Source organism: Bradyrhizobium sp. JR3.5, assembly GCF_054057015.1.
In genome coordinates this window covers 2,659,099-2,671,806 of sequence record NZ_JBSRYV010000002.1, presented here as the reverse complement: position 1 = coordinate 2,671,806, position 12,708 = coordinate 2,659,099, and the positions used below count along the sequence as shown (strand labels likewise).

General features: G+C 65.5%; 9 protein-coding genes and 2 pseudogenes. 2 read left to right on the top strand and 9 right to left on the bottom strand.

Annotated features, from left to right (window positions below; all coding sequences use genetic code 11):
- The 6 genes and pseudogenes from truB to rimP form a co-directional block, all read right to left on the bottom strand.
- Window positions 1–1,110, bottom strand: a complete 1,110-nt coding sequence (truB, locus tag ACVWW1_RS29660; protein WP_456658345.1) for a tRNA pseudouridine(55) synthase TruB — start codon at window positions 1,108–1,110, stop codon at window positions 1–3.
- On the bottom strand, window positions 1,110–1,520 hold the full coding sequence (gene rbfA, locus ACVWW1_RS29655; RefSeq protein WP_456658344.1) for a 30S ribosome-binding factor RbfA: 411 nt from the start codon (window positions 1,518–1,520) through the stop codon (window positions 1,110–1,112). Before rbfA ends, truB begins: the two co-directional genes overlap by 1 nt.
- Before the next feature lie 174 nt (window positions 1,521–1,694).
- Entirely contained in the window at window positions 1,695–4,397 is a 2,703-nt protein-coding gene (gene infB / locus ACVWW1_RS29650) for a translation initiation factor IF-2 (RefSeq protein WP_456658343.1), read from the bottom strand.
- A gap of 107 nt (window positions 4,398–4,504) precedes the next feature.
- A complete protein-coding gene (locus ACVWW1_RS29645; RefSeq protein WP_456658342.1) occupies window positions 4,505–5,191 on the bottom strand; it encodes an RNA-binding protein in 687 nt (228 codons plus the stop codon).
- A 15-nt stretch (window positions 5,192–5,206) separates the two neighbouring features.
- Window positions 5,207–6,826, bottom strand: a pseudogene (nusA, locus tag ACVWW1_RS29640) (transcription termination factor NusA).
- A gap of 3 nt (window positions 6,827–6,829) precedes the next feature.
- Window positions 6,830–7,606, bottom strand: coding sequence for a ribosome maturation factor RimP (rimP, locus tag ACVWW1_RS29635; RefSeq protein ID WP_456658341.1), 777 nt, complete (start codon window positions 7,604–7,606; stop codon window positions 6,830–6,832).
- 346 nt (window positions 7,607–7,952) lie between these two features.
- Here rimP and ACVWW1_RS29630 point away from each other — a divergent pair, with 346 nt between their 5' ends.
- Entirely contained in the window at window positions 7,953–9,023 is a 1,071-nt protein-coding gene (locus tag ACVWW1_RS29630; protein WP_456658340.1) for a DUF2336 domain-containing protein, read from the top strand.
- A 331-nt stretch (window positions 9,024–9,354) separates the two neighbouring features.
- The gene (locus ACVWW1_RS29625) at window positions 9,355–10,086 is read left to right on the top strand and encodes a phytanoyl-CoA dioxygenase family protein (RefSeq protein WP_456658339.1); all 732 of its coding nucleotides are present in this window, start codon (window positions 9,355–9,357) and stop codon (window positions 10,084–10,086) included.
- 47 nt (window positions 10,087–10,133) lie between these two features.
- Here the strand turns inward: ACVWW1_RS29625 and trmB are convergent.
- The 3 genes and pseudogenes from trmB to ACVWW1_RS29610 form a co-directional block, all read right to left on the bottom strand.
- Window positions 10,134–10,821, bottom strand: a pseudogene (gene trmB, locus ACVWW1_RS29620) (tRNA (guanosine(46)-N7)-methyltransferase TrmB).
- A gap of 51 nt (window positions 10,822–10,872) precedes the next feature.
- Entirely contained in the window at window positions 10,873–11,997 is a 1,125-nt protein-coding gene (locus ACVWW1_RS29615) for a M20 family metallopeptidase (RefSeq protein ID WP_456658338.1), read from the bottom strand.
- A gap of 207 nt (window positions 11,998–12,204) precedes the next feature.
- Window positions 12,205–12,621: a helix-turn-helix domain-containing protein gene (locus ACVWW1_RS29610; RefSeq protein ID WP_021082652.1), complete on the bottom strand. Its 417-nt coding sequence runs from the start codon at window positions 12,619–12,621 to the stop codon at window positions 12,205–12,207.
- Window positions 12,622–12,708 lie beyond the last annotated feature (87 nt).

Here is a 12,708-nt window from a genome sequence, read left to right as displayed (position 1 = left end):
TCAGTTACTTTCATTGTTGCGAGCCGGACCGGCAGTCAGTCCGTTCAGGTTGAACACGCGCTTGGGGATGAGTTCGCCATTGCCAATTTCGGCAAGCGCGAGAAGTCGGCCTGCCACCGTGACATAGACTGTGCCGCTGGTATTGGGCGCATCCCGTCCGCGCAACAAAACGGCCTGGCCCCTGTGGAGCCTTGCCGCATCAGCCCGTGTGACGGCCAGTGCCGGGATGTCGTCCAGCGCGGTCTCAACGGGCAAAAGCGCGTCGGCGAGGCTGCCCTCGCCAGACGCGGCTCTATTGCATAAAGCCTCCAACTGTTCCAGCGGAATCATGTCCCGCTCGGTAAACGGACCGACCAGGGTCCGCCGCAGGGCGCAGATATGGCCGAAACAGCCCAGAATCCGGCCCATATCGCGGGCCAAGGCCCGGACATAGGTTCCCTTGCCGCACTCGGCTTCGAACACGGATTGTCCGTTATCTCCATGTTCCACAAGGGTTAATTCGTGAATCTCGACCGGGCGGGGCTTCAGCTCCACGGTCTCGCCGTCGCGTGCCAGATCATAGGCTCGCTCGCCCTGCACCTTGATCGCCGAATATTGCGGCGGGACCTGCTCGATCACCCCGGTGAAGCGCGGCAGCAATTGGCGGATCGAATCGGCGGTCGGCCGGCTCTCGCTGGTCCGGACCGGCCGTCCCTCGGTGTCGTCGGTGTCGCGCTCCTCGCCCCAGCTGACCGTGAAGCGATAGCGCTTGCGGCCGTCCATCACGAACGGCACCGTCTTGGTGGCCTCGCCCAGCGCGATCGGCAGGCCGCCGGAGGCGAGCGGATCGAGCGTGCCGGCATGGCCGGCGCGCTTGGCCTGGAACAGGCGCTTGAGCACGGCCACGGCCTGCGTCGAGGTCATTCCGATCGGCTTGTCGAGCACCACCCAGCCATGGACGTCGCGCTTGTCGCGGCGCGGCTGCTGGTTCTGCTTGCCCTGCTTCTGGCGCGGGTCGTTGTTGGTGCGGCGCGCATCGTCGGTGCGCGGCCCGGCAAAAGCATCCCGCTCAGCGTCGCGCGCGTCGGCATCCTTCGCGTCGATCACGCTGTTGGTCGTCATCACAGTCATCACTCGTCGTCCGAATCGGGTGCAAGGTCTCGCTGCACCGCAGGTGTCCGCAGTAGTTTCTCGATGCGCTCCGCCTCGTCGAATCGCTCATCGACGCGGAAGCGAATGTCGGGTGCAAATTTCAGGTTGACGCGATGCGCGACCTCGCCGCGAAGGAACTTCTTGTTGCGCTCGAGCGCGGCGATCACCGCGTCGGTGTCGCGTCCGCCGAGCGGCATCACGTAAACCGTGGCGAGCTTCAGGTCCGGCGACATACGCACCTCGGGAACGGTGATGATGTGGCCTTCCAGATCGGGATCGTGGACCTCACCCTGCGACAGAATCTCGGCAACTGCATGGCGAACCGTTTCGCCGACGCGTAGCTGACGTTGCGATCCGCCGGGGTTGGAACTCTTCTTTTGACGGGGCATGACCTTCTTCCAAAACCGTCGCGCCCGCCGGCCTTGGCCGCGGGCATCAATGTCTAGCTTTGCTTTCAATCGGACGATGCGCCGGTGGCCGGACTAAAAGTCCGGCCACGTCGTCGCATTCTCAGTTAAATGGACCCAACGCTTAGTAAGATCTGCGCTTCGTAAGATTTGGACTTACAGAGAGCGCTGGATCGTCTCGATGCGGTAACATTCGATCACGTCGCCGACACGCATGTCGCCATAGTTCTCGAATGCCATGCCACACTCCTGGCCGGCGACCACTTCCTTCACTTCGTCCTTGAAGCGCTTCAGCGTCGACAGCTTGCCTTCGTGCACCACGACGTTGTCGCGGATCAGGCGAACATTGGCGCCGCGTTCCACGGTGCCGTCGGTGACGCGGCAACCCGCGACCTTGCCGACCTTGGAAATGTTGAACACTTCCAGGATCTGCGCGTTGCCCAGCATGGTTTCGCGCAGCGTAGGCGCGAGCAGGCCGGACATCGCCTTTTTGATGTCATCCACGAGGTCGTAGATGATGTTGTAGTAGCGGATCTCGATGCCGTTGCGCTTGGCTGCGGCCGCGGCTTCCTTGTTGGCTCGGACCGAGAAGCCGATGATCGCGGCGTTGAAGCCTTCCGCCAGCGTGACGTCGGACTCCGAGATGCCGCCGACGCCGGCATGCAGGATGCGGGCGGCGACTTCGTCGGTGCCGAGCTTCTCGAGCGAGCCCAGGATCGCTTCCAGCGAGCCCTGCACGTCGGCCTTGACGATCAGCGGGAACTCCTTGCGGCCTGCGGTCTTGAGCTGCGACATCATCTGCTCGAGCGAGCCGCGCATGCCGGAGATAGAGGCAGCCGCGTTCTCGCGCTTCTGGTGCGCGCGGTAGCTCGTGACCTGGCGGGCGCGGGCTTCATTCTCGACGACAGCGAGACGGTCACCGGCTTCCGGCGGACCGTTGAAGCCGAGCACCTCGACCGGCACGGACGGGCCGGCCTCGTCGAGATTCTCGCCCTGGTCGGAGATCAAGGCGCGGACGCGGCCCATCTCGGCGCCGGCCACGATGATGTCGCCGATCCGTAGCGTGCCGCGCTGCACCAGCACGGTCGCGACCGGACCGCGGCCGCGATCGAGCTTGGCTTCGATCACGGTGCCTTCCGCCGGACGCTGCGAATTGGTCTTCAGGTCGAGGATTTCGGCCTGCAGCGCGATCATCTCGAGCAGTCGGTCGAGATTGGTCTTGTTCTTGGCCGAGACCTCGACGTCGACGACGTCGCCGCCGAGCGATTCGACCTGCACCTCGTACTGCAGCAATTCGGTGCGCACGCGCTCGGGCCGTGCATCGGGCTTGTCGATCTTGTTGATCGCCACGATCATCGGCACCTTGGCCGCCTTGGCGTGGTTGATCGCTTCGATCGTCTGCGGCATCACGCCGTCATCGGCCGCAACCACCAGCACGACGATGTCGGTGACCTTGGCGCCGCGGGCGCGCATCGCAGTGAACGCGGCGTGGCCGGGCGTGTCGATGAAGGTGATCTTCTTGCCGCTTTCCGGCGAAGTCACCTGATAGGCACCGATGTGCTGGGTGATACCGCCGGCTTCGCCCGACACCACGTTGGCGTGGCGCAGCGCGTCGAGCAGCGAGGTCTTGCCGTGGTCGACGTGGCCCATGACGGTGACCACGGGCGAACGCGGCTCGGTGTCGGTGGAATCGTCGACAACGTCGAACAGGCCTTCCTCGACGTCGGACGCGGCGACGCGCTTGACGCTGTGGCCGAGTTCTTCGGCGATCAGTTGCGCGGTGTCGGCATCGATCACGTCGGTGATCTTGTGCATCGCGCCCTGCTTCATCAGCATGCGGATGACATCGACCGCGCGCTCCGACATGCGGTTCGCGAGTTCCTGTATCGTGATCGCTTCCGGAATGACGACTTCGCGGATCAGCTTTTCCTTCTGCTCGTTCGCGGCGTGACCCTTCAGGCGCTGGGTACGGCGGCGGAACGAGGCGATCGAGCGCTCGCGGACGTCGTCGGCGTTGAGCGCCGTGACGACCGTGAGGCGTCCGCGCTGCTTCTGCGGGCCGGGCTTCTGGGTGGTCTTCGGGGCCGCGACGGGACGCACGGCGCCGCCGGGACGGCGCACCAAGCGCGGACCTTCGTCTTCGTCCGCCGCCTCTGCGGCAACCCCCGGGGGCCTCGGCGCGACGACCGGCGCGCGCGCAGGCGTCGTGGTCGTGGTGCGGACTGCCGGCACCCGGGCTGCCGGAGCAGATGCGGGTGCGGCTGTGGCAGGCCTGGCCGGTGCAGCGGCAGGCGCTGCGCCGGGCTTGGCTTCGCCCTCGCCGAAGCGGCGCTTGGCCTCGACTTCGGCCTTGCGCTTGGCCTCTTCCTCGTGGCGGTGGCGTTCCTCTTCCGCCTTGCGGCGGGCCTCGGCGGCTTCGCGCTCGACCTTCTCGGCAGCCTCGCGGACGGCGCGGCGCTTGGCTTCCTCTTCGGCCTGACGACGCTCCTCGATGTCGCGCTGACGCGCGTCGGCAAGCGCGCTGGCGCGTGCGGAACGCTCGTCTTCGGTCAGGGTCGGCAGCACCACGCCGGAGCGGGTGTTGCGCTGTTGCTGGCCGGGAGGTGGACCCGAGGGGCGGCCCTGCGGCGGCCTCGGGGCGGGCGCCACCGGCTTTGCAACCACGGGTTCCGGCGCATGCGTCTCGCCGGGGCCATCGCCACCGACGCGACGCTTGCCGCGTTTCTCGACCACGACCTGCTTGGTCCGGCCGTGGCTGAAGCTCTGGCGCACGGTGCCCGTCTCGACGCGCGGCTTCAGCGACAACGTCTTGCTCGGGACACTCAGAGTCTTGTCGCCAGGGGTCTTGGTATCAACCATTCAGCAGTCCTAATCTCGTTTCGCTGTGCGTATGCCGCACAAATCCTTCAACTGTCGTCGTTTGCTGAGCATGATCCGGTCGGAAAGACGGCATCCGCCTTCCTGGATCAGGCTCTGGAATTTCTGGCCGCTTCGGCGGTCTTGTCGTCGTCGGCCATCCGGTATCGGACCAGCATCTGGCAGCGCGACAGGAACGTCTTGCTCGCCGGGCCCGCGAGCAGCGCAGCATGTATCACATTTGACCGCCCAAGTGCCAAATCCAATTCTTCCGACGTCAAAACATTGACGAGGGCGATTACCGGCGATTCACCACGTTTTTCGCCCCTTTGCCTGACGATCGCGTCCAATTTGCGGATTCCGTCCGCCGCGCCGTCCGAAGCGTGGATCAGGGCTGCAGTTTCGTTCCGGTTGAGGGCGTCCTCGACCTTGCCGAAACCCGCGACGACCTGACCGGCCTTGGCGGCCATCGCCAGGGCCTCGGTGACGCTGCGGACCAGGAGGGCGTCGGTGTCGGCGGGAAGGGTCGGCGCGACGCGGACATCGCGCTTGAATCCCTTGCTAAATTGGTGACGACGGACCGCTTCCGCAACGCTGCGCCGCGATGCGGAAACCCACATTCCGCGGCCCGGCAGCTTGCGCTTGAGATCCGGGATCACCTCGCCCGTGGGCGCGATGACGAACCGGATCAGTTCGTCGATCGGACGCACCTCGCGGCTGACCGCGCACATCCGCGTGGTCGCGGACTTCTGCATCCGCGGCCCATCGTCGAGATCGGGGTCAGCCTGAGCGAGCATCCGTGGGGCATCTCCTTACGACGCCGTTTCTGCTTCGGCGGCCTCGGCCTCCTCAGCAGGCTTGGCAAGGTCGGCCTCGGTGATCCAGCCGGCCTTCAGACGGGCCTGCATGATCATGGCCTCGGCTTCGTCGCGCGAGACCTCGATGCCATCGAGGAACCCGGCATGCTTGGTCGGCTCGCCGCCTTCCTTGCGCTCGGTCCAGCCGACCAGGTCGTCGGTGGCACAGCCGGCCAAATCCTCGACGGTCTTCACGTCGTTCTCGCCGAGCTTCACCAGCATCTTGCCGGTGACGCCGGGCACGTCCTTCATGGCGTCCTCGACGCCGAGTTCCTTGCGCTTGACCTCGAGTTCAGCCTCAAGCTGTTCCAGATATTCACGGGCGCGGGTCTGCAGCTCGGTAGCGGTCTCCTCGTCGAAACCTTCGATACCGGCGAGTTCCTTGACGTCGACCAGCGCGAGTTCCTCGACCGAGGTGAAGCCTTCGGAGGCGAGCAGCTGGCCGACCACCTCGTCGACATTGAGCGCTTCCATGAACACGCGGGTCGAGTTCTCGAAGTCGGCCTGGCGGCGCTCCGACTCTTCCTGCTCGGTCAGGATGTCGATGTCCCAGCCGGTCAGCTGCGAGGCGAGACGAACGTTCTGGCCGCGGCGGCCGCGATCGCCAGAGAGAGCTGGTTGTTGGTGTCGGGAACCACGACCTCGATGCGCTCGCGGTCTTCGTCGATCACGACCTTGGCGACTTCAGCCGGCGCCAGCGCGTTGACGACGAAGGTCGCGATGTCGGGCGACCACGGAATGATGTCGATCTTCTCGCCCTGCAGCTCGTTCACCACGGCCTGCACGCGCGAGCCGCGCATACCGACGCAGGCGCCGACCGGATCGACCGAGGAATCGCGCGAGATCACGCCGATCTTGGCGCGCGAGCCCGGATCGCGGGCGACCGCCTTGATCTCGACGATGCCGTCGTAGATTTCGGGCACTTCCTGCGCGAACAGCTTCGCCATGAATTGCGGATGGGTGCGCGACAGGAAGATCTGCGGACCGCGGGTCTCGCGGCGGACGTCGAAGATATAGGCGCGGACGCGGTCGCCGTTGCGGAACACTTCGCGCGGCAGCATCTCGTCGCGGCGCACGATCGCTTCGCCACGGCCGAGGTCACGCGACGATCACGCTGCCATATTCGACGCGCTTGACGATGCCGTTGACGATGTCGCCGATGCGGTCCTTGAATTCCTGGTACTGCCGGTCGCGCTCGGCCTCGCGCACCTTCTGCACGATCACCTGCTTGGCGGACTGCGCGGCGATACGGCCATATTCCAGCGGCGGCAGCGTGTCGGCGATGGTGTCGCCGACCTGGGCGCCCGGATTGGCGCGCTGCGCATCGTGCAGCGAAATCTGGTTCGACGAGTTCTCGACGACATCGACCACCAGCATGTGGCGGGTCAACCGCAGTTCGCCCTTCTTGGCGTCGATCTCGGCATGGACGTCGGTCTCGCTGCCGTAGCGGGCACGCGCGGCCTTGGCGATGGCGTCTTCCATCGCCGCGATCACGATGGAGCGGTCGATCGACTTTTCGCGCGCAACTGCGTCTGCGATCTGCAGCAGTTCGAGTTTGTTGGCGCTGACTGCCATGGCTTAGTCTCCTTCGAATGGATCGATCTCGCCACGGCGCGCGCGTTCGGCGGCCAGGCGGTGCTTTTTGGTGTTGGTCGGGGCCGGCTTGGTGCCGGGCTTGTGAGCAGGCTTGGGTTTCGGCTTCTGACTCTTCGCAGGATCGCCCTTCCTGGCGTGGGCCGGCTGCGGCGGCGCGAGGCCGAGCTCGCGGCGCAGCTCGCGCTCGGCGGCCTTGCCGCGGCGCATCGATTCCTCGATCAGCTCGTCGGTCAGCACCAGCCGCGCGTCCAAAATGTCCTCCATCACCAGGAGAACCTCGGCGTCCTCAGTGGGACGCGGATCGTCGCGCTTGATGCGCACCGCATTGCCTTCGACGCCGGCGAGCAAGCCGCGGAACCGCTTGCGGCCCTGATGCGCCACCGCCATTTCGATCTTCACCAGATGCCCGGTGTAGCGCTCGAAGTCGGAGCGGCGCACCAGCGGCCGGTCAATTCCGGGCGACGAGATTTCCAGCCGGTAGGCGCGCTCGATCGGGTCGGCGACATCGAGCACCGGCGACAGCGCGCGCGAGATCGCCTCGCAATCCTCGAGCTGCATCGAGCCGTCGGGACGCTCCGCCATGATCTGCACGGTGCAGCCGGCGTCGCCCGAGACCTTGATGCGAACCAGGCGATAGCCCATGCCCTGCAGCACCGGGACCGCGACGGCGGCGACGCGCGCCGCGACCCCGGGCTCGACGACAAGCCGCGGCTCGGCGAGCAGTTCGGTGTCCAAGGACGTGGCGGTCGGATCGGTCATATCCAGTGTCAAAGGCTGTCTAAGGTCTAAGGTTGTCTGAGGTCTGTTGTGTTGTTCAGGTGGCCTTAAGGGGCCGCTAACGCTACCTAAACGGGACCCGGCCTCGCTGGGTCCCGTCAGGTAATAAAAAAGAGCGGGTCCCGGGGGGCCCACTCTCCTACGCGATCGTATGAGATACCATAAGTTGCGGTGGATATAGCTCTTTTGCCGGGGTCCGGCAAGGCCTCCGGGCGCGGCGGGAGGCGATTTTGCGGGCTCCGGGGTGCAGGTTTGACCTAACCCTCCGTTTACGAACGGGGCCATAGATTGCCGAAAATCGGCAGAAGTCGCCGGTTGGACAAGGCTCATGACGACAGCCCCCGCGCTGATCCCGGAACTCGACGACATCGTTCGCCGCAGCGACCCCAAGCGCCGCGCCGAAGCCGCGCGGCGGCTCGGCGAGCTGTTCCTACAGGGCGCCGCGAGCTTTCGCCCCGACCATATCGACCTGTTCGACGGGGTGCTGACCAGTCTGGTCCCGCATGCCGACCTTGCTGCACGGATCGATCTCGCCGAACGGCTTGCGCCGCTCGCCAACGCGCCGCGGCATCTGGTCGGGCAACTCGCCCGCGAGGACGAGGTCGCGATCGCGGGGCCGGTGCTGCGCCGATCGCCGGTGATTGACGAAAAGGTGCTGGTCGAGATCGCCAATGCCAAGGGCCAGGGCCATCTGCTGGCGATGGCCGAGCGGTCCAAGCTCTCGACCGCGCTGACCGATGTCATCGTCCGTCGCGGCGATCGCGACGTTATCCGATGCGCAGCCGGCAATGCGGGCGCCGCGTTCTCGGACGCGTCCTTCACGACGCTGGTGCGGCGCGCCGGTCAGGATGGCGTGCTGACGCTGCGGATCGGCCGCCGTGACGATCTCCCGCCCGTGCATCTGAAGGGCCTGCTGGCCGGCTCGATCGACGTGATCCGCCGCCGATTGCACGTCGTCGCCAAGCCGGAACGGCAGGCCGAGATCAAGCTGGCGCTGAACGAGATCGAAGGCGTCGTCGCGCAAGTCGAGGGCCGCGATTTCGCTGCCGCGCAGCGCGCGATCCTGGCATTGCATCGCGCCGGCGAATTGAACGAGGCCGCGGTGGCAGGCTTCGCCAAGGCCTTCAAATACGAGGAATGCGTGGCGGCGCTGGCGGCGATGACCAGCGTGAAGATCGTCACGCTCGATCGCCTGATCTCCGGCGATCGCTACGATCCGATCCTGATCGCCAGCAAGACGATCGGTTTCGAATGGCCGACCGTGCGCGCCCTGATCCTGATGCGGCTCGGGCCGAACCGCGTGCCGTCGTCGGCCGATATCGAAGGTGCGCGGGTGAACTTCGTCCGCCTGATGCCGTCGACCGCGCAGCGCGTCGTGGATTTCTGGAAGTCGCGCTAGGCACACCAACAAGCTCTCGGTTCCGTCATCCTGAGGAGCGCCGCAGGCGCGTCTCGAAGGATGCACGGCCACGCTGTTGCAGCCGGGCCGTCGTGCTTCGAGACGGCCGCTCTGCGGCCTCCTCAGCATGACGGATCATAATGCATGCTTCCCAAACCCGGAATCGTACCGCTATGCTCACATGCAAGGCGCGACACAGCGCCAACGGGGAGATCGCCATGCTGACGGACGCCGACATCCAATTGCACGCCGAGCGGATCCGCGACGACGGATACACCGTGATCGAGCGCGCCGCCTCGCCAGACCTGGTCGAGGGATTGAAGGACGCGCGGTGCTGAGAATCGAGAGCGAGCACAATCTCGCACCTGCCAGGACATCGTTCGAGGGGTTCAAGACGCTGCGCATCAACAACCTTCTGACCTATGACGATCTGTTCTGGGAGGTGCCGCTGCATGAGAACGTGCTGCCGGTGGTCGAGCGCGTGCTGGACAAAGAATGCCTGCTGTCGTCGTTCTGCTCGTTGGTGCTCGGCCCCGGCCAGGAGGCGCAGCCGATCCACGAAGACACCCAGTTGATCCCGCTGCCGCGGCCGCACATTCCGATCACGATCAATGCGATCTGGGCGCTGTCCGATTTCCGCGACGACAACGGCGCAACGCGGATCATTCCGCGCAGCCACAAATTCGATTCGTCGCCGGAATACGGCAAGGACTACGACGCCGTCACCGCGACCATGCCGACGGGCAGCGTGATGCTGTTCGACAGCGCGCTGTGGCATGGCGGCGGCGCTAACACCAGCGACGCCAGGCGCTTTGCCTTTTCCTGCGCCTATTGCTGGGGCTGGATGCGCCAGCAGGAGAATCTGCAGCTCGGCATTCCGCGCGAGACCGCGGCCCGCTTTCCGCGCCGCCTGCAGGAGTTGTGCGGTTACAGCGTCTACAAGGGCCAGTTCGGCCACATCGACAATCACGATCCGATCGAGCTGCTCGGTCGCGAACGCGGCAAGCGCATGGTCTGGGAGGCGACCGACGTCAGGAAGGCGCGGATGGCAGGGCAGGGATAGCATCTCGTCGATCCGGGTTCGTGCTTCGCACGCCCCGGAAAGACGCATCAAGGCAAGCGCCTGAATCGCAGATACGCCGCCTTGCGCCCTTCGCGCTCGGCCTTGGCGCCGTAGCGCGTCATGGTGTAGTCCGGCCACGGCTGCTGCCAGTCGATCGCGCGCTCGGCGAGCCAGGCGAAGTCGGGCGAGCGCAGCAGATGCGCGAGCGTCCAGGCGCAGTAATCGTCGATATCGCTGACGAAGCGGAATTCGCCGCCGGGCGGCAGCAAGCCGGGTCATCGCCGCGACCGTTGCATCCTGCACGAAGCGCCGCTTCCAGTGCCGCCGCTTCGGCCAGGGATCGGGATGGATCAGGTCGATGCGCGCCAGCGAGCGCGCTGGCGCCCAGGCCAGCAGCTCGGCGGCGTCGCCGGCGAACAGGCGGATGTTGCCGATATTGTGCGCCTCGATCTGGGTCAGGATCTTGGCCATCCCGTTGACATAGGGCTCGCAGCCGATGAAGCCGGTCGCCGGAAATGCCTGCGCTTCCGCGATCAAATGCTCGCCGCCGCCGAAGCCGATCTCGAGCCTGACATTCGCGATGCCCTCATCGAACAGTTCGGTCAGCGCCCCGGGCGCGGGCGCCGAGATGTCGAGCGAAAGATGCGGCAGCAGATTGTCGATCAGGTCGGCCTGGTGCGCGCGCAGTTTGTGGCCCTTGCGCCGCCCGAAGAACGAGCCGCGCGAATGGGCCAACGCGCCATCGTCGGAAGATTCGCGATCGCCGCCGGTCGTTCGGAGCCGGTGTCATCGCAGCGTCTGGTAGAGACGGTAGAGCAGGCGCGCGCGCGGCTCGATCGACGAAATGTAGAGCTGCTCGTAATGGGTATGCGCGCCCTTGCCGTCGACGCCGAGGCCGTCGAGCGTTGCAGTATGCGGTGCGGTGAAATTGCCGTCGGAGCCGCCGCCGGTGAACACATCGATCAGCTCGAAGCCGAGTTCGCCTGCAAGCTCCCTGGCGTGTTCGTAGAGCGCGGCGCCGGCATTGCTCTTCTCATAGGGCGGACGGTTCAATTCCCCGCTCACCTTCACGCTGACGCCGTCGGTGCGCGAGGTGATCCCGAGGATCTTCGGCACCAGCTCGTCGGCGTCGGCCATGGTCGGCACGCGCATGTCGACTTCGGCGTAGGCCTCTTCGGCGATCACATTCGGCTTGGTACCGCCGCGGACCAAACCGACATTGACGGTGACGCCGCGCTTGAGATCGTTCATCGCCTCCAGCGCCAGGATCACATGGCCGAGCTCCCGGATCGCGCTGCGACCATCCTCGGGGCGCGTGCCGGCATGTGCCGGCGCGCCCTTGATATGCACGTCGAAGCGCGCGACGCCCTTGCGCCCGGTGACGATCTTGCCGCCGTCGCGCGCCGGCTCGGTCACCAGCACGTATTTGGCCTTGCGTCCCTCGGCCTCGATCAGCGCCCGCGAGGTCGGGCTGCCGATCTCCTCGTCCGAGACGTAGAGCTGGGTGATGCCGAGCGGCGGGCGCACGTCAGCGGCGCAGATCTGCCGGAACGCATGATAGGCGAGATAGGCGCCGCCCTTCATGTCGTAGATGCCCGGGCCGAAGGCACTGTCGCCTTCGATCTTGAATGGTAACCGTTCGATGAATCCCATCGGATGAACTGTGTCGAGATGGCTCAACACCAGAATGCCCGGTGAGTCCTGCCCCCAGGACGAGCGCGTCACCAGGTGATCGCCGCAGCCGTCGCGTCCCGCAACGCGGTCGACGGTGGCCGGCAGGTCGCGATATTCAGACGCGACGAGATCAGCCAGCTTGTTGACCTGATCCGGCCGCTCCGTCGGAGATTCGATCTCGACCCAACGGCGAATGCCGTCGAGGATATCAGCGGTTTCGAACGGGTTGCTGGCCATGTTGTTATCGTCGCCTGTGAATTCGCTTTGTCATTCAGCGCACGCGCCAAAGCATGATCCGGAAAGGTGTGACGCGGTTTTCCGAAAGATCATGCTCGATCAAGGAGCTAGAGCGCGACGAGATTCCATCGGAGTTCGTCACGCTTTAACACTGCGCCGGAATGACATATTCCAGATTTGACGATCTCTCAAACGGATATGGCCGGATCAGACCTGCTCGGCCGCCTCGCGCGCCGCGATCTGCTCGACCAGTTCGACGATGCTGCGGCGAAGCTTGGCGTCCGCGATCCGCGTGAATGCGCGGGTCAGGGCCAGGCCTTCGGCGGTTGCCAGAAAATCGGACACATAGGCCGGCGAGGAGCCCTCGCTGAAGCCGTCAGCGGTCTTGACCCCGCTCGGGCCGCCATCGAACAGGAAAGAGACCGGCACCTGCAGGATTTCGGAGATCTGCTGCAGTCGGCTGGCGCCGACACGGTTGGTGCCCTTCTCGTATTTCTGCACCTGCTGGAACGTCAGGCCTAACGCCTCGCCCAGCTTTTCCTGGCTCATGCCGAGCATGATGCGTCGCATACGGACGCGGCTGCCGACATATTTGTCAACAGGATTGGGCGCTTTGGTGGACATCTCCAACTCTCCTAAGGGATTGCGCGCCCGGGGGTGAGGCAAGTTGGGCGTGGAGTATGCCTCAGGCGCCGGTGCCGTCAAATCCTG

Coding starts and splice junctions, on each gene's coding strand:
- ACVWW1_RS29615 (WP_456658338.1), bottom strand. CDS start 11,997: ATGGCCAGCAACCCGTTCGAAACCGCTGATATCCTCGACGGCATTCGC.
- ACVWW1_RS29645 (WP_456658342.1), bottom strand. CDS start 5,191: ATGCTCGCTCAGGCTGACCCCGATCTCGACGATGGGCCGCGGATGCAG.
- truB (WP_456658345.1), bottom strand. CDS start 1,110: ATGACTGTGATGACGACCAACAGCGTGATCGACGCGAAGGATGCCGAC.
- rbfA (WP_456658344.1), bottom strand. CDS start 1,520: ATGCCCCGTCAAAAGAAGAGTTCCAACCCCGGCGGATCGCAACGTCAG.
- rimP (WP_456658341.1), bottom strand. CDS start 7,606: ATGACCGATCCGACCGCCACGTCCTTGGACACCGAACTGCTCGCCGAG.
- ACVWW1_RS29610 (WP_021082652.1), bottom strand. CDS start 12,621: ATGTCCACCAAAGCGCCCAATCCTGTTGACAAATATGTCGGCAGCCGC.
- infB (WP_456658343.1), bottom strand. CDS start 4,397: ATGGTTGATACCAAGACCCCTGGCGACAAGACTCTGAGTGTCCCGAGC.
- ACVWW1_RS29630 (WP_456658340.1), top strand. CDS start 7,953: ATGACGACAGCCCCCGCGCTGATCCCGGAACTCGACGACATCGTTCGC.